Here is a 20,228-nt window from a genome sequence, read left to right as displayed (position 1 = left end):
TCATTTGCTACTGATTTGATAGCTGCTCGTGCTTGATTGAAAAGCACGAGCCGCCGATTTGAACCACATTGCCGCTACATGATCTCCGCTCACCCGCCCAGGCGGCAGCCGTCGGCGGGCGGCGGCTCAGCGATCGGGCGTTGCCCCCGGGTTGGCAGCGGCAGCCGATGCAGCAGATGCGGCTTCGCTGGCCAGCCAGGCTTCGAACGCCTCGCGTGCGGCATTGCGCAGCGCGGGCCGGAAGGTCTGCCGGTCGCTCAGGTACAGGCAGTGGCGGATCACCGTGAACGGGTTGAAGCTGCTGCCCGGGTGCGCGTCTTCGTAGTGCTGGCGGTAGCGTTTGATGGTGCCCAGCGTGTTGCGCAGCAGGCCATTGAAGCGGGCGCGGGTCAGCCCGGGCGACCATTGCTGGATTTCGTCCACGAACAGGTCCACCTTGCGGGGCTCGAAGTCGAACTCCCGGAAGAAGTGCTGCGCGATCTTGAGGAAGGTGAACGCGTTGAGCGCCGGGCCGCTGGCCGGGGCGGCCGTGGCCGGTGCGTCAGGGGCTGCCGGGTCGGGCTGCGGCTCTGCGGTTTCGTCGGGCGCTTGCAGTAGCTCGGCCATGGTGGCGTCGCGGATCTGGCGGAACTCGCGGTCGGCCAGCTCGAACAGCGCTGCCAGCACGTTGATGCGGCGCTTGAGCGGCCCGGGAATCGACTTCTTGTACTTGATGCGGTGGTCCAGCACGCTCCACGCGTCCTGGGTGATGGTGCGCACCTGCAGCTCGAACGGGCGCGTGCCCCAGGCCGCCCAGGCCGTTGATTCCTGCGGCACCGCGGGCAGGCGCAAGTCCAGGTGCAGGCCCTTGTACCCAAACGATCCTTCGGTGCTCTCGATGGCGGCGACTTTGTCGGTTACGTCCACCAGCGCAAACTGCGCTCGCAAGGACTCAGCCACTTTTTCCAGCTCGTCTTCGTACAGGCAGACCACGCGCACACCGATCAGGTCGGTGATGTGGTCGGCAATCTCATACGGGGTCTGGGCTTCTTCCAGCGCCGCGCGGTATTTGCGTACGAACTTGCGCACGCTTTCTTCGCCGTCTTTGACGCGGCCCTCCACCTTGGCGATCTCCAGGCCCGGCACCTGCGCGACGCAGGCCTGCACGGTGCGAACGAGTTCGTCGCACACCGCCTGCCAGGCGGCCTGCTGCTGGGTGTAGAGGCTGCGAAAGCGCCGCGCTTCGGCGTCAAAGTCCAGGGAAGGCATGCGCGCATCCTACGCCGGATGGGCCGGCGGGTTGGCGGTTTTCAGGCCGCGGTGGCGGCAATGGGCGGGGTGCCTGCGCGGCCAACGTCGGAATCCGCATCGGTCCCGGCATCGGCCGCTGGGGCATGCGCCCGGGCCAGCGCCATCACCTCGCGCGGCGGCGTGTCTTTGAGGCGGTGGTCGCTCCATACCTGGCGCCAGCGGCGCGCACCCGGCAGGCCGTTGCGCAGGCCCAGCATGTGGCGCGCAATCGCGTACCAGCCGGTGCCGTGGGCGGCGGCCTCGCGCTCCATGTAGGCCACCATGGCTTCTTCGACCGATTCGCGGGTCAGGTCCGGGCCACGGGTATCGCCAAAAAAGGCCGCGTCCCAGCCGGTCAGCCACCAGGGGTTGTGGTAAGCCTCGCGGCCGATCATCACGCCATCGAGCTGCGCGAGCTGCTCGTGCACCACCGCGTCGGTGCGGATGCCGCCGTTGATGGCGATGGTGAGCTGCGGAAACTCGGCCTTGAGCCGGTGCACGACTTCGTAGCGCAGCGGGGGGATTTCGCGGTTTTCCTTTGGCGACAGACCCTGCAGCCAGGCGTTGCGCGCATGCACGATGAACACGCGGCAACCGGCCTCGGCCACGGTGCCGACGAAGTCGCGTACAAACGCGTATTCCTCGACCTGGTCGATGCCGATGCGGTGCTTGACGGTCACGGGCACGGCGTCGCCCACCGCGTCGCGCATGGCCTTGACGCAATCGGCCACCTGCGCGGGGGCCTTCATCAGGCTCGCGCCAAACGCGCCGCGCTGCACGCGGTCGCTCGGGCAGCCGCAGTTGAGGTTGACCTCGTCGTAGCCCCATTGCACGCCCAGGCGCGCGGCTTCGGCGAGCTTGTCGGGCTCGTTGCCGCCCAGTTGCAGCGCCACCGGGTGCTCTTCGGCGTTGTAGCGCAGGTGCCGCTCGGTGCCGCCATACAGAATGCCGCCCGCGTTCACCATCTCGGTGTAGAGCAGGGTGTGGCGCGACAGCAGCCGGTGCAGGTAGCGGCAGTGGCGGTCGGTCCAGTCCATCATGGGCGCAACAGACAGGCGCCAGGGGCTGAACGGGGCTGGGGACGGGGAGGGTGGCGTCACGGCGGGCAGGCGGATGAGGGCGGGCCGACGACGGTGGGCCCGCGGGAAAGCCGCTGATTATCCCACGCGGGCTCTTTCGGGGTTCGCCTGCAGCGCGTCAGCGGCCTAAGGTCAAATCGGCTGTTTGTGCTTCAAATTCAAGCGCGAGCAGCTATCAAAAAGATAGCATTTCGGTGCTCGACCACTCAGGCAGCCACGCTGCGCCGGTCGATCTTGCGGCTGAGCACGATGCTGGTCTGCGTCTGGTGCACGCCCTCGATCTGGCCCACGCGGTCGAGCAGCGCATCAAGCTGCTCGTGCGACGCGCAGCGCAAGAACACCAGGTAGTCGAACGCGCCGCTTACGGCCGATACCTCCTCCACCTCGGGCATGGCGTCGAGCGCGCGCAGCACCATCGGGGCCGTGCGTGGGAGCACGCTCAGCGAGCACCAGGCCCGCACCGTGCCCTGGTCCATGCGCGCGCCCATGCGCACGCCGTAGCCGGCAATCACGCCCTGGCGTTCCAGCCGCGCAATGCGCGCCACCACGGTGGTGCGTGCCAGCCCCAGGCGGCGGGCGAGCTGCGCCGTACCCTCGCGGGCATTGGCCTGCAACAAGGCCAGCAAGTGGCGGTCGGTGTCGTCCAGGTTGGGGGTGTCCATGGTGCCATGTGCAGAGTGGCAGGAGATTTCGTCATTATGGCGAAGTCAGAGGGTTTTATCGACGAATTTGTGGCTACACATTGACATTGCCCAGCCCTAGCATCGATGCACCCAGCGCACAGGCCAAGCGCCTGTGCAGGTGCTGCGATGACCACCGCCTTTTAGATGCTCAGGAGACCGCCATGAACGCCCCCATCCCCACCACCGTGCTGACCCCCGCCACGCCCGCCTGCGGTCAGCGCCTGCCCATCACCATCCTGGGCGCAGGCCATATTGGCCTGGCCATGGCGCTGATGCTGCAGCCCAGCGGCGACTACACCGTGCGCGTGGCCGACCGCGACCCGGCCCGTGTGGCCGAATTGGCTGCACTCGGCATTGCGGCCGTGCACACCCCGGATGTGGAGCGTCTGCAGGCGGCCCTGGTCGGCAGCTTTGCCGTGCTGAATGCGCTGCCGTTTCATTGCGCGGTGGACGTGGCCACCTGGTGCGCGGCCGCAGGCGTGCATTACTTCGACCTGACCGAGGACGTGCGCAGCACGCAGGCGATCCGCCGCCTGGGCGAAAGCGCGCGCAGCGTGCTCATGCCCCAGTGCGGCCTGGCGCCCGGCTTCATCGGCATCGTGGGCCATGCGCTGGCCGCCCGGTTTGACACGCTACACACCTTGCGCATGCGCGTTGGGGCGCTCCCGCGCTACCCGCAGGGCGCGCTGCGCTACAACCTGACCTGGAGCACCGAGGGCCTGATCAACGAATACTGCAACCCTTGCGAGGCCATCGTCGATGGCGAGCGCACCCTGGTGGCCCCGCTGGAAGGCCTGGAAACCTTTGTGCTCGACGGCGTGGAGTACGAGGCCTTCAACACCTCGGGCGGGCTGGGCACGCTGACCGACACCCTGGCCGGCCGCGCCCGGCAGGTGGACTACAAGTCCATCCGTTACCCGGGGCACTGCGCGGTGCTGCGCCTGCTGCTCAACGACCTGCGGCTGCGCGAGCGGCGCGACCTGCTCCAAGACATCTTCGAGACGGCCATTCCCAGCACCCAGCAGGACGTGATCGTGGTCTTTGTCAGCGCCACCGGGCTGCGCGGCGGTCGGCTGGTGGAAGAGTCGCACTCGGCGCGCATTCTGGGCACCACGCTGGCCGGGCAGACGCTCAGCGCCATCCAGCGCACCACGGCTGCGGGCATCTGTGCGGCGCTTGATCTGATGGTGCAGGGCCGCCTGCCGCAGGCGGGCTTTGTGGGGCAGGAGCAGGTGGCCTTGGCCGACTTTCTGGGCAACCGCTTCGGTCGCGTGTACGGAAGCGACGCCGCAACTCTGGCCCAACAGCCGGTGCCCGCCACCGCGGCGCTGGCCTGAGCGCGGGGCAGCCCCGAGAACCCGGGCGGGCCGGGGTTGCTGTGCCTGGGGTGGGCGGTGGGGGGCGCATCTCCCGGGGTGGCGCAGGGCTGCTTGCGCTGTGTCAAGGGTTTTGAGGGCCGATCGGCGATACTCGCGCCCTGTATTCCCCGTCACAGCGCGCCATGCGCAGGGTGGGGGCGCTGCCGCTCCAGCCCGCCCGGTCTTTCTGCTCCCATGCACCACACCATTTTCGACACGCCCGGCGTGAACACGCTGCTGCGCGCCTTTTCCCGCATCACCCTGCGCATCACCGGCTGGAAGGTCGAAGGCAGCCTGCCCGAAGGCGCGCAAAAAAGCGTGCTGATTGCCGCACCGCATACCAGCAACTGGGACCTGCCCTACACGCTGATGCTGGCGTTTTCACTGCGGCTGCGCGTGTACTGGATGGGCAAGCACAGCCTGTTCAATGCGCCGTTTGGCGGCATCATGCGCTGGCTCGGGGGCATTCCGGTCAACCGCAGCCAGGCCAACAACCTGGTGGCATCGTCGGCCCAGGCCATGCGCGACGCCCAGGGGCCGATGCAGCTCATCGTGCCGCCTGAAGGCACGCGTGGCAAAACGCGGCACTGGAAAACAGGTTTTTACTACATCGCCCAGCAGGCTGGCGTGCCCATCGTGCTGGCCTTTGTCGACTATGGTCGCAAGGTCGGTGGCCTGGGGCCGGTATTTGTGCCCACGGGCGATGTGGAGGCCGACATGGCCCGCATCAAGGCGTTTTACGCGCCCATCCAGGGCAAGAATCCGACACAGTTCGAGGCCTGAAGGCCCCCCTGCGGCGGGCCCGTGTCAGCCGCCAGGCTTGCGGTAGAGGGCCTCGATGGCTGGCGCGAAGTGTGCGAGCAGGTTCAGGCGCTTGAGCTTGAGCGTGGGCGTGAGCAGGGTGTTTTCGATGGTCCATGCCTCACGCGTGAGGTACACCGCCCGCGGCACCGCGTATCGCGCGAAGTGGGCGGTGCGCTTTTCGATGCGCGCCAGCACCGCCCGGTGCACGGCCGGGTGGTTCAGGCTCGCATCGTCGCCATCGGGCAGGCCCAGATCGGCGGCCAGGCGCTTCCATTCGTCGGGCGCCACCACGGCAATGCAGGCGATGAAGGGCTTGTGCTCGCCGATCACGAAGGTCTGCGCAAGCAACGGGTCGGCCTGCAGCGCCAGCTCCAGATCGCCTGGGGGTACTTTCTCGCCCGTCGAGGTGACGATGATTTCCTTGATGCGGCCTTTGATGCGGATGCGTCCGCCCGTCAGGTCGGCCTGGTCGCCGGTGGAGAGCCATCCGTCGGCCGACAGGATGCGGGCCGTGTCGTCGGGGCGTTTCCAGTAGCCCTTCATGACCACCGGGCCGCGGATCTGCAGTTCGTCCAGATCGCCTAGGCGCACTTCGATGCCTGGCAGCGGGCGGCCCACGGTGGCCGGGTGGTTGTCGTCCAGTGCGTTCACCGCCACCACGGGGGCGGTTTCGGTCATGCCGTAGCCCTGCACCAGCGGCAGGCCCAGGCCCAGAAAGCAGCGCGCGATGGTGGGTGAAAGTGCCGCGCCGCCGCTCACAGCCACGCGCACCCGACCGCCCAGTTGTGCCAGCAGGGGCCGGGCCACCAGCGCGCGCAGCAGCGGCCAGGGCAGGGCGCCCATCAAGCCCATGGGGGCCTGCGGCATGGGTGCAGGCAGGCCCTGCGCGGCGCAAAAGCGCCGCCAGCCCTTGTGCTGCGCGGCCTCAAACAGCTGCTGTTTCCAGCCTGCGCCGCCCAGACGCTCCTGCAGCTTGGCGTAAATACGTTCATAAATGCGGGGCACGGAGATCAGCACCGTGGGCCGCACGGTCTGCAGGTCTTCGGCCAGTTGCGCCACCGAACGCGCGTAGGCCACGCAGCTGCCCGCGGCGATCGGCAGGTAGTAACCCGCGGTGCGCTCAAAAGTGTGCGACAGCGGCAGGAACGACAGGAATACGTCGTCGGCCACAGGCTGCACGCGCCCCAGCACGGCGCGTACGTCGCTCACCACGTTGCGGTGTGTGAGCATCACGCCCTTGGGTTTGCCCGTCGTGCCCGAGGTGTAGACGATGGCCGCCAGGTCTTCGGCCTGGGGCTCTGCGGCCGGGGCGGTGTCTGGCGTGGCACCAGCCTGCAGCCAGTCGGCCAGCGCCCAGCGGTGCGGAACGGCTCCGTCTGCCGTTGGCACCGGCTCCTGTGTGACCACCACAGCCCGCAGCGCAGGCAGCGGAGTGCCCACAGCGCAGATGTGCTCCCACTGAGCGGCGTTGCCCACGATGAGCACGCTGGCCTCGCAGTCTTGCAGGATGTAGGCGATGCTGCCAGGGTTGTCGATGGCGTGCAGAGGCACGGGCACGCAGGCCTCTGCCAGCGTGGCCTGGTCGGCGCACAGCGCATCGAGTCCGTTGGGCAGCAGGATCGCCACGCGCGACTGGCGCGGCAGCCCGAGCGCCGCCAGGGCCCGGCGCCACTGTGTGCGGCGCGCATCGGCCTCGGCCCAGGTCAGGGTGCGCCATTGCCCGCCTGCAACATCCCAGGCGCGGTAGGCAGCCGCTTGCGGTGTGTGCGCAACGCGGTGCTGCCAGAGCTGGGGCAAGGTCTGAACGGAGTCGGGCAGGGAAGTGGGCTGTGCAGTCATCGGGGCCGAACGGGCAATCGAAGCGCCTGCGGATGCGGGCTGTAGCGGGGATGCGGCGGCCTGAAGGCCGGGTGAGCCCGGCATCATACGACAGCTGGTACTCATGCGTACCAGTGGACGAGCGCCATGCTCGGGCTCTGGTTGTCGCGCGCCGTGCACACGTTCAGTGCTTTGTATGTGCGCTGTGGGGAGCAAGGGCAAGCCCTCGTCCTGCGAGGCGTCATCGTCCCCTATGCTATGGGTACCTTTCGTTACGTGATTGCAGGACCGACCATGACGGCCACTTCCGACAATGTTGTCTTCGGCACCGAAGACGTGCTCATCAGCCTGTGCAATTCCGTCACCCGGGTGCTCACGGTGGCCACGCACACCCCCATCCACTATTCCGGCATGGTCCAGCGCATCAGCAAGACCTGCCTGAAGCCCGACATTGGCTGCTTCGTGCTGTTTGACGGCGGCTTTTCCGGGCTCGTGATCATCAATTTCACCGCCCAGGCGGCCATGGAGCTGTACGAGAACTACCTGCTCAACATGGGCATGTCGCGCGAAGACCTCGCCACGTCCTTCACGGCCGACGAGGTCAGCAACGTGATGGGCGAGCTCATGAACCAGGTGGTGGGTGACTTCACCGGCAAGGTGCGCCGCGAACTGCAGACCCATATCACGCAGAACCAGCCCAAGATGCTGGTGCTGAACAAGCAGGTCATGCTAAGCGTGGATGCCAACCTCGACCAGCCCGAGGCGCGGCGCGTGTCGTTCTACACCGGCTCGAACAACATCTTCTACCTGGAACTGGCCATTGACCGCACCCAGTTCATCAAGCTCTACGACTTTGAACCCCAGGAAGTGCCCGACCCCGACAAGCTGATTGCCGAGGCTGCGGAACCAGGTGCGGCCCCCGCGGCACCCGCTGCCGCCCCCGCGGGCGATTCGGACACGGACGCACTCCTCAAATCGCTGGGCATGTAGGCCTTGCGGCGATGCCAGGCCCTGCGTGGGCCTGCGCGGCGGTTTCGGTGTGTGGCCGGTGCGACGCCTGTTGTGTGCGGCCCAGCCGTGGGGCGTCAGTGCGCGGCCTCGAGGCCGTGCGCGAAGTGCGCGCGCATGGCGGCAATGGTGGCCGGTGCATCCGCTGCCAGCAGCGCCTGCATGATGGCCTCGTGCTCGCGCAGTGAGTCCTCAATGCGGCCCTGCTTGAGCAGGGAGTTGTGGCGGTTGAGCTTCATCACCTTGCGCAGGTCGGCCACCATCTGACTGCGCCAGCGGTTGTCGGCCATCTCCAGCAGCATCATGTGAAAGCGCTCGTTGACCGCGAAGAAGCGGTCGCGCTCCCCCACGGCCGTGCGCAGTTCTTCGTGCAGCGCAGCCAGTTGCTGGCGCTGCGCGGGCGTGGCGCGCTCGGCCACCACGCCGGCGGCGTCGCTCTCGAGCAGCGAGAGCAGGTGGTATACGTCGCGCAGGTCTTTTTCGCTCATCTCGGTCACGTAGGCGCCGCGGCGCACCTTCATCGTGACCAGGCCTTCGGCGGCCAGCACCTTCAGCGCCTCGCGCAGCGGCGTGCGGCTGATGCCGAATTCCTCGGCAATCTTGAGTTCGTCGATCCAGCTGCCGGGCTCCAGCTCGCGGCGGAAGATGCGCTGACGCAGTTGCTCGGCAACTTCCTCGTACAGGGCGCGGGGCGTGAGACGCAAGGCAGACATGACAGGGATTGTAAGCCGGCGGCAATATTTTGAATCAATAATTATGAATGATGTAAACTTGCTGCCACATCCTTGAATCACCGCGGGCCTTCTGCCGCAGGTGTTTCGGGGTCGCCATCCGACCGTGTCAGCCCAGCCCGGAGTACCGACAGCCATGAGCGCAGATTCCACGTCCCATCCCTCGTTCGCCCCCGCCAGCCTCGACGCCTGGGCCAAGGCCGCTGCCAAGTCGGCGCCCGGTGGCGATGTGAACGCGCTCAACTGGGTCACGCCCGACGGCATCACCGTCAAGCCGCTCTACACCGCTGAAGACACGCAGGGCCTGCCCTACACCAACACGCTGCCGGGGTTTGAGCCCTATGTGCGCGGCCCGCAGGCCACCATGTATGCGGTGCGCCCGTGGACGATCCGCCAGTACGCGGGTTTCTCCACTGCCGAAGAATCCAACGCCTTCTACCGCAAGGCGCTGGCTGCGGGCGGCCAGGGCGTGAGCGTGGCGTTTGACCTGGCCACCCACCGCGGCTACGACAGCGACCACCCCCGCGTGACCGGCGACGTGGGCAAGGCCGGGGTGGCGATCGACAGCGTGGAGGACATGAAAATCCTCTTCAGCGAGATCCCGCTCGACAAGGTGAGTGTGTCCATGACCATGAACGGCGCCGTGCTGCCGGTGCTGGCGGGCTACGTGGTGGCGGCGGAAGAGCAGGGCGTGTCGCAAGACAAGCTCAGCGGCACCATTCAGAACGACATCCTCAAGGAGTTCATGGTCCGCAACACCTACATCTACCCGCCCAAGCCGAGCATGCGGATCATCGGCGACATCATCGAGTACACGAGCAAGAACATGCCCAAGTTCAACTCGATCTCGATCAGCGGCTACCACATGCAGGAAGCCGGAGCCAACCAGGCACTGGAGCTGGCCTTCACCCTGGCCGACGGCAAGGAGTATGTGAAGACCGCCATCGCCAAGGGCATGGACGTGGACGACTTTGCCGGGCGCCTGTCGTTCTTCTGGGCCATCGGCATGAACTTCTATCTGGAAGTCGCCAAGATGCGCGCAGCCCGCCTCTTGTGGTGCCGCATCATGAAGGGCTTTGGCGCGAAGAACCCCAAGAGCCTGATGCTGCGCACGCACTGCCAGACCTCGGGCTGGTCGCTCACCGAACAAGACCCGTACAACAACGTGGTGCGCACCACCATCGAGGCCATGGCCGCCGTGTTTGGCGGCACGCAGAGCCTGCACACCAACAGCTTTGACGAAGCCATTGCGCTGCCCACCGAGTTTTCTGCCCGCATCGCGCGCAACACGCAGCTCATCATCCAGGAAGAAACGCACATCACCAACGTGATCGACCCCTGGGCTGGCAGCTACATGATGGAAAAGCTGACCCAGGACATGGCCGACGCCGCCTGGAAGATCATCGAAGAGGTCGAAGCCATGGGTGGCATGACCGCGGCGGTGGACAGCGGCTGGGCCAAGCTCAAGATCGAAGCCGCTGCTGCTGAAAAGCAGGCGCGCATCGACAGCGGCAAAGACGTCATCGTAGGCGTGAACAAGTACCGCCTCGCCAAGGAAGACCCGGTCGACATCCTGCAGATCGACAACATGAAGGTGCGCGACGGCCAGATTGCGCGCCTGCAACAGATCCGCGCCACGCGCGACAGCGCGGCTGTGCAGAAGGCGCTGGAGGCGCTCACGGCCGCGGCCGAGTCGGGCCAAGGCAATCTGCTCGACCTCTCCATCCAGGCCATCCGCCTGCGCGCCACGGTGGGCGAGGTCAGCGATGCACTGGAAAAGGTTTTTGGGCGCCACCGCGCCGACACGCAAAAGGTGACCGGTGTGTACGCTGCCGCTTACGACTCGGCCGAGGGCTGGGAAAAACTCAAGACCGAAATCAACGACTTTGCCGAAACCGAAGGCCGCCGCCCGCGCGTGATGATCGCCAAGCTGGGCCAGGACGGCCATGACCGCGGCGCCAAGGTGGTGGCCACGGCCTACGCCGACCTGGGCTTTGATGTGGACATGGGCCCGCTGTTCCAGACCCCCGAAGAGTGTGCGCGCCAGGCCATCGAGAACGACGTGCACGCCGTGGGCATCTCCACCCTGGCTGCAGGCCACAAGACGCTGGTGCCCGCGATCATCGACGAGCTTAAGAAGCAGGGCGCCGACGACATCATCGTGTTCGTAGGCGGCGTGATTCCGCAGCAGGACTACGAGTTTCTGTACGAAGCGGGCGTCAAGGGCATCTACGGCCCGGGCACACCGATTCCCGCCAGCGCCAAGGACGTGCTGGAACAGATTCGCAAGGCGGTGGCGTGACGCCAGACGCCATCCGCGAGGGGGTGGTCCAGGGCACGGGCGGCGTGCAACGCCGCGCCATGGCCAAAGCCATCACGCTGCTCGAATCCACCCGCGCAGACCACCGCGCGCAGGCCGACGGGCTGCTCACGGCGCTGCTGCCGCACACGGGCCAAGCCTTCCGCCTGGGCATCAGCGGCGTGCCCGGCGTGGGCAAAAGCACCTTCATTGAAGCGCTGGGCCTGTACCTGATCGGCCTGGGCCACCGTGTGGCGGTGCTCACCATCGACCCTTCGTCCACCGTCTCGGGCGGCTCCATCCTGGGCGACAAGACGCGCATGGAGCACCTGTCGGTGCACGAAAAAGCCTACATCCGCCCCAGCCCGAGCAGCGGCACGCTGGGCGGTGTGGCCGAGAAAACGCGCGAGGCCATGCTGGTCTGCGAAGCCGCGGGCTACGACGTGGTGATCGTCGAGACCGTGGGCGTGGGCCAGTCCGAGATTGCCGTGGCGGGCATGACCGACATGTTCGTGCTGATGCAGCTGCCCAACGCGGGCGACGACCTGCAGGCCATCAAGAAAGGCGTGATGGAGATTGCCGATTTGGTGGTCATCAACAAGGCCGATCTCGACAAGCACGCAGCCACGCGGGCCGAGGCGCAGATCACCTCCAGCCTGCGCCTGCTCAGCCAGCACGGCAACCCCGAACACGCGCACCACGACGACCGCCTGTGGCACCCGAAGGTGGTGCAGATCAGCGCGCTGCACGCGCAGGGCGTGGACGGCTTCTGGGCCGCGGTGTCGGAGTTTCGCCGCCTGCAGACAGCCAACGGCCGCCTGGCCAGCCGCCGCCAGCAGCAGGCGCTGGCCTGGATGTGGGAGCGCATCGACGCGGGGCTTAAGCAGGCGTTTCGCCAGCACCCGGCTGTGCGGGCCCTGTTGCCGCAGTTGCAGCAGGACGTGGCCGCCGGGCGCGTGGCCGCCTCGACTGCAGCACGCAATCTGCTTGCGGCCCAGCAAGATCAAGCACAAGCAGCTATTGAATCCATAGCAAACCAACCCGCGCCAGCGCCATCCCCGGCCGCCTGACCGCATCGCAGACCGCATTCAACCGAAGGACCGACCATGCAAGACATCCTCGACCAACTGGAGAAAAAGCGCGAACTCGCCCGCCTGGGCGGGGGCCTCAAGCGCATCGACGCCCAGCACAAGAAGGGCAAGCTCACGGCGCGCGAGCGCATTGAGCTGCTGCTGGACGACGGCACCTTCGAAGAGTGGGACATGTTCGTCGAGCACCGCTGCACCGACTTCGGCATGCAGGACAACAAAATCCCGGGCGATGGCGTGGTCACGGGCTACGGCATGATCAACGGCCGCCTGGTGTTCGTCTTCAGCCAGGACTTCACCGTGTTCGGCGGGGCGCTGTCGGAGACCCACGCCGAAAAGATCTGCAAGATCATGGACCAGGCCATGAAGGTGGGCGCACCAGTCATCGGCCTCAACGACTCGGGCGGCGCGCGTATTCAAGAAGGCGTGGCGTCCCTGGGCGGCTATGCCGACGTGTTCCAGAAGAACGTGCTGGCCTCGGGCGTGGTGCCGCAGATCAGCATGATCATGGGCCCCTGCGCCGGTGGCGCGGTGTACAGCCCGGCCATGACAGACTTCATTTTCATGGTCAAGGACAGCAGCTACATGTTCGTGACCGGCCCTGAAGTGGTGAAGACCGTGACGCACGAAGAAGTCACGGCCGAAGAGCTGGGCGGGGCCATCACCCACACCACCAAGAGCGGCGTGGCCGACATGGCGTTCGAGAACGATGTCGAAGCCATCATGATGCTGCGGCGCCTGTACAACTACCTGCCGCTCAACAACCGCGAGAAAGCCCCGGTGCGCAAGAGCAACGACCCGGCCGACCGCATGGACCTGAGCCTGGACACGCTGGTGCCCGAGAACCCGAACAAGCCGTACGACATGAAGGAGCTGATCCTCAAGACGGTGGACGACGGCGACTTCTTCGAGCTGCAGCCCGAATACGCCAAGAACATCCTCATTGGCTTTGCCCGCATGGAAGGCAACGTCGTCGGCATCGTGGCCAACCAGCCGCTGGTGCTGGCTGGGTGCCTAGACATCAAGTCCAGCATCAAGGCCGCGCGCTTTGTGCGCTTTTGCGATGCGTTCAACATTCCCGTGGTCACGTTTGTGGACGTGCCCGGATTCATGCCCGGCACCAGCCAAGAGTACGGCGGCATCATCAAGCACGGGGCGAAGCTGCTGTACGCGTATGCCGAGTGCACCGTGCCTAAGATCACCGTCATCACCCGCAAGGCCTACGGCGGTGCGTACGACGTGATGGCCAGCAAGCACCTGCGCGGCGACGTGAACCTGGCCTGGCCCAACGCCGAGATTGCGGTGATGGGCGCCAAGGGCGCGGTGGAAATCATCTTCCGCGAAGACAAGAACGACCCCGCCAAGCTCGCGGCCCGCGAGGCGGAATACAAGCAGCGCTTTGCCAACCCGTTTGTGGCGGGTGCACGCGGCTTCATCGACGACGTGATCCTGCCGCACGAGACACGCAAGCGCATCTGCCGTTCGCTGGTGATGCTGCAGAACAAGAAGATCGAGAACCCTTGGCGCAAGCACGGGAACATTCCCCTTTGAGCGGACGCGGAGAACAACAGCATGTTTACGAAAATTCTGATTGCCAACCGCGGTGAGATCGCCTGCCGCGTCATCGCTACTGCCCGCAAGATGGGCATCAAGACCGTGGCGGTTTATTCCGACGCCGACAAGGAAGCGCGTCACGTCAAGCTGGCCGACGAGGCCGTGCATATTGGCGCGGCACCTTCGCGCGAGTCGTACCTGCAGGCCGACAAGATCATTGCCGCCGCCAAGCAGACGGGCGCACAGGCCATCCACCCGGGCTACGGCTTCCTTTCTGAAAACGAAGCCTTTGCCCAGCGCTGCGAAGACGAGGGCATTGCCTTCATCGGCCCCAAGGCGCATTCGATTGCGGCCATGGGCGACAAGATCGCATCGAAGAAGCTGGCCAACGAGGCCAAGGTCAACACCATTCCGGGCTACAACGACGCGATTGCGGGCCCCGAGCAGGCGGTGGAAATCGCCAAGGGCATCGGCTACCCCGTGATGATCAAGGCCAGCGCGGGCGGCGGCGGCAAGGGCCTGCGCGTGGCCTACAACGACAAGGAAGCGTTCGAGGGCTTTGCGAGCTGCCAGAACGAAGCACGCAACAGCTTCGGCGACGACCGCATCTTCATCGAGAAGTTTGTGCAGGAGCCGCGCCACATCGAGATCCAGATCCTGGGTGACAGCCACGGCAATGTGATCTACCTGAACGAGCGCGAATGCTCCATCCAGCGCCGTCACCAGAAGGTGATTGAAGAGGCACCATCGCCCTTCATCAGCGACGCCACCCGCAAGGCCATGGGCGAGCAGGCTGTGGCGCTGGCCAAGGCGGTGAAGTACCAATCGGCCGGTACGGTGGAGTTCGTGGTCGGCAAGGACCAGGACTTCTACTTTCTGGAGATGAACACCCGCCTGCAGGTGGAGCACCCGGTGACGGAGTGCATCACCGGCCTGGACCTGGTGGAGCTGATGATCCGCGTGGCCGCGGGCGAGAAGCTGCCCCTCACGCAAGCCGACGTGAAGCGCGACGGCTGGGCGATCGAGTGCCGCATCAACGCGGAAGACCCGTTCCGCAACTTCCTGCCGTCCACGGGCCGCCTGGTGCGTTTTCAGGCGCCCGAGCAGACCATGTTCCAGTCCGATACCAGCAAGAAGCTGGGCGTGCGTGTGGACACGGGCGTGTACGAGGGTGGCGAGATCCCGATGTACTACGACTCGATGATCGCCAAGCTTATCGTGCACGGCACCGACCGCAACGACGCGATTGCCAAGATGCGCGAGGCCCTCAACGGCTTCGTGATCCGCGGCATCAGCAGCAACATCCCGTTCCAGGCCGCGCTGCTCGCGCACCCGAAGTTCGTGTCGGGCCAGTTCAACACCGGCTTCATTGCCGAGCACTACGGCAAGGGCTTCCATGCGGAAGACGTGCCGCACGACGACCCGCTGTTCCTGGTGGCGCTGGCGGCCTACATGCACCGCCGCTACCGTGCGCGGGCCTCTGGCATCAGCGGCCAGCTGGCCGGGCACGAGGTCAAGGTGGGCGAGCAGTTTGTGGTGGTGTCGCTGGGCGCCGAGGGCCAGAACGCGCACCACGCCGTGTCGGTGACGGACTTTGAAGGCCAGTCGGGCTCTTCGGCCATCACCGTGGGAGACGCCACCTACCAGATCGCCAGCAGCGCCAGCCTGGGCCAGATCCGCGTGCAGGGCACCTGCAACGGCCGCCCGTTCACGGCCCAGGTGGAGCGCGGCGCGGGCAAGAACCCGCTGGCGCTGCGCATTGCGCACAACGGCACGCAGCTCGACGCCATGGTGCTGTCGCCGCTGGGCGCGCGCCTGCACCAGCTCATGCCCTTCAAGGCGCCGCCGGATCTGTCGAAGTTCCTGCTCTCGCCCATGCCGGGCCTGCTGGTCGATGTGGCCGTGCAGCCGGGCCAGAAGGTCCAGGCGGGCGAAAAACTGGCCGTGATCGAGGCCATGAAGATGGAGAACATCCTGTTCGCCGCGCAAGACGGCGTGGTGGGCAAGATCGTCGCCACCAAGGGCGAATCGCTGGCCGTGGACCAGGTGATCCTCGAATTCCAGTAAGCCGATCGCTGGCAACGGCTGTCGCGTCACAGATGCATTGCATGCCCAATCGGCTGCTCGTGCTTATGATTCAAGCACGAGCAGCTATCAAAAGCATAGCATCGAAGTCTGCGGCCGCTGGCCTTCCTCTCCCTCAGCCTTTTCACATCGATTGCAGCCATGACCCTTCCCACCCCGTCGGCCCGGCCGTTTCGCGTGCTCGGCATCCAGCAGGTCGCCATCGGCGGCACCGACAAGCAGCGCATGAAAACCCTGTGGGTGGACATGCTGGGCCTTGAGCAGACCGGCACCTTCCAGAGCGAGCGCGAGAACGTGGACGAAGACATTCTTGCGATGGGGCAGGGCCCGTACAAGGTCGAGGTGGACATCATGCAGCCGCTCGACATCGAGAAAAAACCGGCTGTGCACACCACGCCGCTCAACCACATCGGCCTGTGGATCGACGATCTGCCCAAGGCCGTCGAATGGCTGACCGCCCAAGGCGTGCGCTTTGCGCCGGGGGGCATCCGCAAGGGCGCGGCGGGCTACGACATCACCTTTTTGCACCCCAAAAGCAACGACGAGTTTCCGATTGCGGGCGAGGGTGTGCTGATCGAGCTGGTGCAGGCCCCGCCCGAGGTGATCGCCGCGCTGGGCTGAACGCCCGCGCGTCAGGCTTGGTCTGGCGGCAGCATGGTGCCGGGTGCTGCGCTGGCGGGCGTCGGCATTGCGGGCGCGGTGGCGGTCGGTGCGGGCGCCGCGTAGCGCCCCATGCGGTGGGCCAGTTCTACGGCCGACTGCACGCCCAGCTTGTCGAAGATGTTCGCGCGGTGGAATTCCACCGTGCGCTGCGTGATGCCCAGGTGGTCGGCAATGTTCTTGTTGTAGTGGCCCTGCAGCAGCTCGTCCAGCACCTCGCGCTCGCGTGCGCTCAACTGGGCCAGGGCGCGCTGGAACGCCAGGCGCTCGCCTTCGGCCGCATGCCGCGCCAGGGCCTCGGCACGCGCAGCGTCCACGCGGTCCACCAGCTGGTTGTCCTGGAAGGGCTTTTCCAGAAAATCCCAGGCCCCGTTCTTGACGGCGGCCACGGCCATGCCTACGTCGCCATGCCCGGTGAGAAACAGCACCGGCCAGGGCCAGCCGCGCTCGCGCAGCCGCTCGAACACCGCCAGGCCCGACAGCGGCTCCATGCGGATGTCGAGCAGCACCACGCAGGGCTCCCAGGGGCCGGGCGTGTTGCCCACGTGCTGCCAGAAGCTGGCACCGTCGGCCCAGGTGCGCACCGGCAGCCCGCGCGAATCCAGCAGCCAGGCCAGGCCGTCGCGGAAGTCGGCATCGTCGTCCACGACGTGCACCAGCGGGTTCAGGGCGTGTTGGGCAACCACAGCGTGAATTGTGCCCCGTGCAACTGCGCGCTGCGCTCGACGGTGATGCGCCCGCCGTGCGCTTCGGCCACCGAGCGGCAGATGGACAGGCCCATGCCCATGCCGCCAGGTTTGTGGCTGGTGAAGGCGTCGAAGATGGCTGTGCGTTGGTCGTCGGGCACGCCCGGGCCGTTGTCTTCCACGCACAGGCCGACTTCGGCGGCGCCCTCGGTGGCTGGCAGCACGCGCAGCAGCACCTGGGCATCCGCGGGCTGCGCGTGCAGCGCCCATTCGGCCGCGTTGGCCAGCAGGTTGCGCAGCGCGTGCTCCAGCAGCAGCCCGTCGGCGGGCACGGTGCAGGGGCCAGGCGGCACATCGAGCGCCAGCCGCACCCCCGGTGGCAGCGCCATCTGCTGCGCCAGTGCGCACAGGTCCAGTGGCTCGCGGGTGGCGTGCTGGCGGCGCGCAAGCTGGTTGGCGCGCTGGATCACGCGGCCTGCCTTGTCGGCCATGCGGGCCATGCGCTCGACCACGCTGGCCAGCTCGTCGGGGTTGATGCGCTGGGCTTGTACCCGGTTGAGCAGGCCGTGCGCAAAGCTGCTCAGCGCGCCCAGCGGCTGGTTGAGTTCGTGCGCGAGCGTGGACGCCACCTCGCCCACGGCGATCAGCCGGCCCGAGGCGTCGAGCTTGCGCTGCTGCTCGGCCGCCAGCCGTTCGGCCGCGCGGCGCTCGGTGATGTCGAGAAACGCGCCCACCCAGCCCAGCGTGCGGCCGTCGGGCTGGGTCAGCGGTGCCACCTGCACCAGCATTTCCACGGGTTCCGCACCTGGGCGGGGCAGGGCGGTCTCCAGCGATTCGCCCGGTGCCGCGGCCAGGCCGCAGCAGGTCGGAAACGGCTGCGCAGCGTCGCGCAGGGGCAGGGGCCAGAACGGCGGGCGCTCGGCATCGCGTCCATCCGCCATGCCCAGCGTGTGGCGGAAGGCCGCGTTGACCGAACGCAGCGTGCCCTGCGCGTCCCAGGCCACCAGGCCCACGGGGGCGGCGCGCTCCAGCGCAGCGCGCAGCGTGCGCTGGGCCTGCAACTGCGCCTCCACCCGGCGGCGGCGGGCCGCGTCGCGCAGCAGCAGGGCCAGCAGGGCCAGCATGCCCAGCAAGGCCAACATCGCCACGCCGAAGAACACCCGGGGTGCAAGCGGCGTGCGCTCGGCCAGTGGCTCCACGGCCAGGCGCAAGGCTGCGCCGGGCAATTGCACCGGCGCCTCGTAGGCGCTGCCGCCTGCGGGCGGCCAGGCCAGAGGGTCCCACAGCACACGCAGGTGGTGCTCCTGCGCAAACCAGGCGGGCACAGCCGCGTCGAGCAGCGCATCGAGGCCCAATTCGGCCAGTAAGCAGCCATCGCCCCGGCCGGGCAGCGGCAAGGCCAGCCACAGCGTGGCCGGGCGGCCCTCGGCGGCGGGCAAAGGGCCTGCGTAGGCGCTGCGCTGCAGGCCGTACACGGTGTCGAGCAAGGTGCGCAGTTCGGCCGGGTGCGGCAGGGCTTCGGCCCCGTCGGCCGCCGGTGGCGCGCCCAAGCAGCGCAGCGGCAGCCGCGCGCGCACCACGCCCGTGGTGCGCCACAGCGTGCCCGCGCGGGGCAAGGCGGTGTTAGCACCCGCGGGGGCCGCAGCGGCCAGCAGCAGGTCGGATTCGAGCCGCCGCAACTGAAAGCGCAGCGTCTGGTCGAGCCACTCGGCGTCGGCATTCTGGCGGCGCTGGCGGTCTTGGGCTTCTTCGCGCTGCAGGTAGGCCACGAGCAGCGCCACCGACAGCACCACCAGCGCGAGCATGGCCAGCAGCGCCCACAGCGTGCGGCGCGGCACGGCGGCCACACTGTCGGGGGGCGGGCCGTCCCACGCCAGGGCGGGTTCGGCAGGCGGTGTCGGGGGTAGCATCGGCTCCATGCAGAAAGTTCAAACGTCCACACCGGCGATCCGGCGCCGCCGCTGGCTCACAGCGGCGGCCACAGGCCTGGCCGGGTGGGCGGTTGCGGGGCCGGTGGCCAGCGGGGCTGTGCGCCGCCTGCGGCTGTCGCACGTGGTCACCGAGGATACGCCCAAGGGCACCATGGCGCGCGCGCTGCAGCGCCATCTGCAGGCGCAGTCGGGCGGGCGCATGGCGCTGGAGGTCTATCCCGATTCACAGCTGTACGGCGACGAAGACGAGCTGGAAGCGCTGCGCCTGGGCGCGGTGGACCTGCTCGCGCCTTCGCTCTCGAAGTTTGCGGCGGGCGGGTTTCCGGCCTTTGAACTGTTCGACCTGCCGCTGCTGTTTGACAACCTGCCGCAGGTGCGGCGCATCACCCAAGGCCCTATCGGCGCACGGCTGCTGGGCGCGCTGGCCCAGCGCGACATGGTGGGCCTGGGCTACCTGGACAACGGCTTCAAGCACCTGAGCGGGCCGCGCGTGCTGCGCCAGCCAGCCGACCTGGCCGGGTTGCGCCTGCGCATCCAGCCCTCGGCCGTGCTGTCGGCGCAGATGCGGGCCTGGGGCGCCGAACCGGTGGCCCTGCCGTTTGCTGAGACACGGCGCGCGTTGGAGCGGGCGGTGGTGGACGGCGCAGAGAACACGCTGAGCAACTTTGACACGCAAGGGCTGGCGGCCGTGCAGGGGCACCTGACGCAGACATCGCACGGTTACCTGGGCTACGCGCTGGTGGCGGGCCAGCGCATGTGGGCGCGCCTGGCCCCGCACGAGCAGACCTGGCTGCGCGAGGCCGCTGCCGCCGCACTGGCCGAAGGCAATGCGCGCGCCGCCGCGCTGGAACAGGTCGCGTTGGCCCACCTGCGGCAGGTGCCGGGCTTGCACATTCACAACGCGACCGCCACCGACCGCGCCGCCCTGCGCGCAGCGGCCGAACCCGCGTACGCGGCCTTTGGCCGCCGCGCCGGGGGCGCGGCGCTGGCCGAGGTGCAGCGCACCCTGCGCGGTTGACGGCAGCGGCGGCGCTGCAGGCCGCCTGGCCCCGGCTGTGCTGGGTGATACGGGTTTTCCCTACTGTTGGACGCCACAGTTGGCGCACCGGGGGGTGCCGCGTATCGTTCGCCGCCAGCCCCACCCTGGGGCACTCAAGGCCGCACATGCCCCCTGG

16 protein-coding genes are annotated in these 20,228 nt (G+C 67.4%); 9 read left to right on the top strand and 7 right to left on the bottom strand.

The window, feature by feature from the left end:
• Positions 1–126: 126 nt before the first annotated feature.
• From ABD866_RS05355 to ABD866_RS05345, 3 genes are all read right to left on the bottom strand, one after another.
• The gene (locus ABD866_RS05355) at positions 127–1,248 is read right to left on the bottom strand and encodes a GTP pyrophosphokinase (RefSeq protein ID WP_345061902.1); all 1,122 of its coding nucleotides are present in this window, start codon (positions 1,246–1,248) and stop codon (positions 127–129) included.
• A gap of 41 nt (positions 1,249–1,289) precedes the next feature.
• The gene (gene dusA, locus ABD866_RS05350) at positions 1,290–2,369 is read right to left on the bottom strand and encodes a tRNA dihydrouridine(20/20a) synthase DusA (protein WP_345061900.1); all 1,080 of its coding nucleotides are present in this window, start codon (positions 2,367–2,369) and stop codon (positions 1,290–1,292) included.
• A 185-nt stretch (positions 2,370–2,554) separates the two neighbouring features.
• Complete coding sequence (locus ABD866_RS05345; RefSeq protein ID WP_345061898.1) at positions 2,555–3,010, bottom strand: Lrp/AsnC family transcriptional regulator; 456 nt, start codon at positions 3,008–3,010, stop codon at positions 2,555–2,557.
• A 182-nt stretch (positions 3,011–3,192) separates the two neighbouring features.
• Here ABD866_RS05345 and ABD866_RS05340 point away from each other — a divergent pair, with 182 nt between their 5' ends.
• A complete protein-coding gene (locus tag ABD866_RS05340) occupies positions 3,193–4,368 on the top strand; it encodes a saccharopine dehydrogenase family protein (RefSeq protein ID WP_345061896.1) in 1,176 nt (391 codons plus the stop codon).
• Positions 4,369–4,584: 216 nt separating this feature from the next.
• The gene (locus tag ABD866_RS05335) at positions 4,585–5,172 is read left to right on the top strand and encodes a lysophospholipid acyltransferase family protein (protein WP_345061894.1); all 588 of its coding nucleotides are present in this window, start codon (positions 4,585–4,587) and stop codon (positions 5,170–5,172) included.
• 24 nt (positions 5,173–5,196) lie between these two features.
• Here the strand turns inward: ABD866_RS05335 and ABD866_RS05330 are convergent, their stop codons facing one another.
• Complete coding sequence (locus ABD866_RS05330; RefSeq protein WP_345061892.1) at positions 5,197–7,032, bottom strand: AMP-dependent synthetase/ligase; 1,836 nt, start codon at positions 7,030–7,032, stop codon at positions 5,197–5,199.
• 273 nt (positions 7,033–7,305) lie between these two features.
• Between ABD866_RS05330 and ABD866_RS05325 the strand changes: the two genes are divergently transcribed.
• A complete protein-coding gene (locus tag ABD866_RS05325) occupies positions 7,306–8,001 on the top strand; it encodes a DUF3334 family protein (protein WP_345061890.1) in 696 nt (231 codons plus the stop codon).
• A gap of 95 nt (positions 8,002–8,096) precedes the next feature.
• Here ABD866_RS05325 and ABD866_RS05320 read toward each other — a convergent pair whose 3' ends face one another.
• A complete protein-coding gene (locus tag ABD866_RS05320) occupies positions 8,097–8,732 on the bottom strand; it encodes a GntR family transcriptional regulator (RefSeq protein ID WP_345061888.1) in 636 nt (211 codons plus the stop codon).
• A gap of 154 nt (positions 8,733–8,886) precedes the next feature.
• Between ABD866_RS05320 and scpA the strand changes: the two genes are divergently transcribed.
• From scpA to ABD866_RS05295, 5 genes are all read left to right on the top strand, one after another.
• Positions 8,887–11,052, top strand: a complete 2,166-nt coding sequence (gene scpA / locus ABD866_RS05315; RefSeq protein WP_345061886.1) for a methylmalonyl-CoA mutase — start codon at positions 8,887–8,889, stop codon at positions 11,050–11,052.
• Entirely contained in the window at positions 11,049–12,119 is a 1,071-nt protein-coding gene (gene meaB / locus ABD866_RS05310) for a methylmalonyl Co-A mutase-associated GTPase MeaB (RefSeq protein ID WP_345061884.1), read from the top strand. Before scpA ends, meaB begins: the two co-directional genes overlap by 4 nt.
• 36 nt (positions 12,120–12,155) lie before the next feature.
• Positions 12,156–13,688, top strand: coding sequence for an acyl-CoA carboxylase subunit beta (locus tag ABD866_RS05305; protein WP_345061882.1), 1,533 nt, complete (start codon positions 12,156–12,158; stop codon positions 13,686–13,688).
• Positions 13,689–13,709: 21 nt separating this feature from the next.
• Positions 13,710–15,758, top strand: a complete 2,049-nt coding sequence (locus ABD866_RS05300; RefSeq protein ID WP_345061880.1) for an acetyl-CoA carboxylase biotin carboxylase subunit — start codon at positions 13,710–13,712, stop codon at positions 15,756–15,758.
• A gap of 159 nt (positions 15,759–15,917) precedes the next feature.
• Positions 15,918–16,397 carry a VOC family protein gene (locus ABD866_RS05295; RefSeq protein ID WP_345061878.1) on the top strand — a complete coding sequence of 160 codons (480 nt, stop codon included), beginning with the start codon at positions 15,918–15,920 and terminating at the stop codon, positions 16,395–16,397.
• Between the two features lie 11 nt (positions 16,398–16,408).
• Here the strand turns inward: ABD866_RS05295 and ABD866_RS05290 are convergent, their stop codons facing one another.
• Positions 16,409–17,122 carry a response regulator transcription factor gene (locus tag ABD866_RS05290; protein WP_425549542.1) on the bottom strand — a complete coding sequence of 238 codons (714 nt, stop codon included), beginning with the start codon at positions 17,120–17,122 and terminating at the stop codon, positions 16,409–16,411.
• A complete protein-coding gene (locus tag ABD866_RS05285; protein ID WP_345061876.1) occupies positions 17,101–19,041 on the bottom strand; it encodes an ATP-binding protein in 1,941 nt (646 codons plus the stop codon). The genes ABD866_RS05290 and ABD866_RS05285 overlap by 22 nt, the downstream gene beginning before the upstream one ends.
• Between ABD866_RS05285 and ABD866_RS05280 the strand changes: the two genes are divergently transcribed.
• Positions 19,040–20,071 carry a DctP family TRAP transporter solute-binding subunit gene (locus tag ABD866_RS05280; RefSeq protein WP_345061874.1) on the top strand — a complete coding sequence of 344 codons (1,032 nt, stop codon included), beginning with the start codon at positions 19,040–19,042 and terminating at the stop codon, positions 20,069–20,071. The two genes, ABD866_RS05285 and ABD866_RS05280, sit on opposite strands and share 2 nt — an antisense overlap.
• Positions 20,072–20,228: the final 157 nt, after the last annotated feature.

The sequence above is a fragment of the Acidovorax lacteus genome, from assembly GCF_039540375.1.
In the GTDB taxonomy this organism is placed as follows: domain Bacteria; phylum Pseudomonadota; class Gammaproteobacteria; order Burkholderiales; family Burkholderiaceae_C; genus Acidovorax_G; species Acidovorax_G lacteus.
The sequence above is the reverse complement of the archived record's forward strand: the minus strand, read 5'-3'. Positions and strand labels throughout refer to the sequence as shown.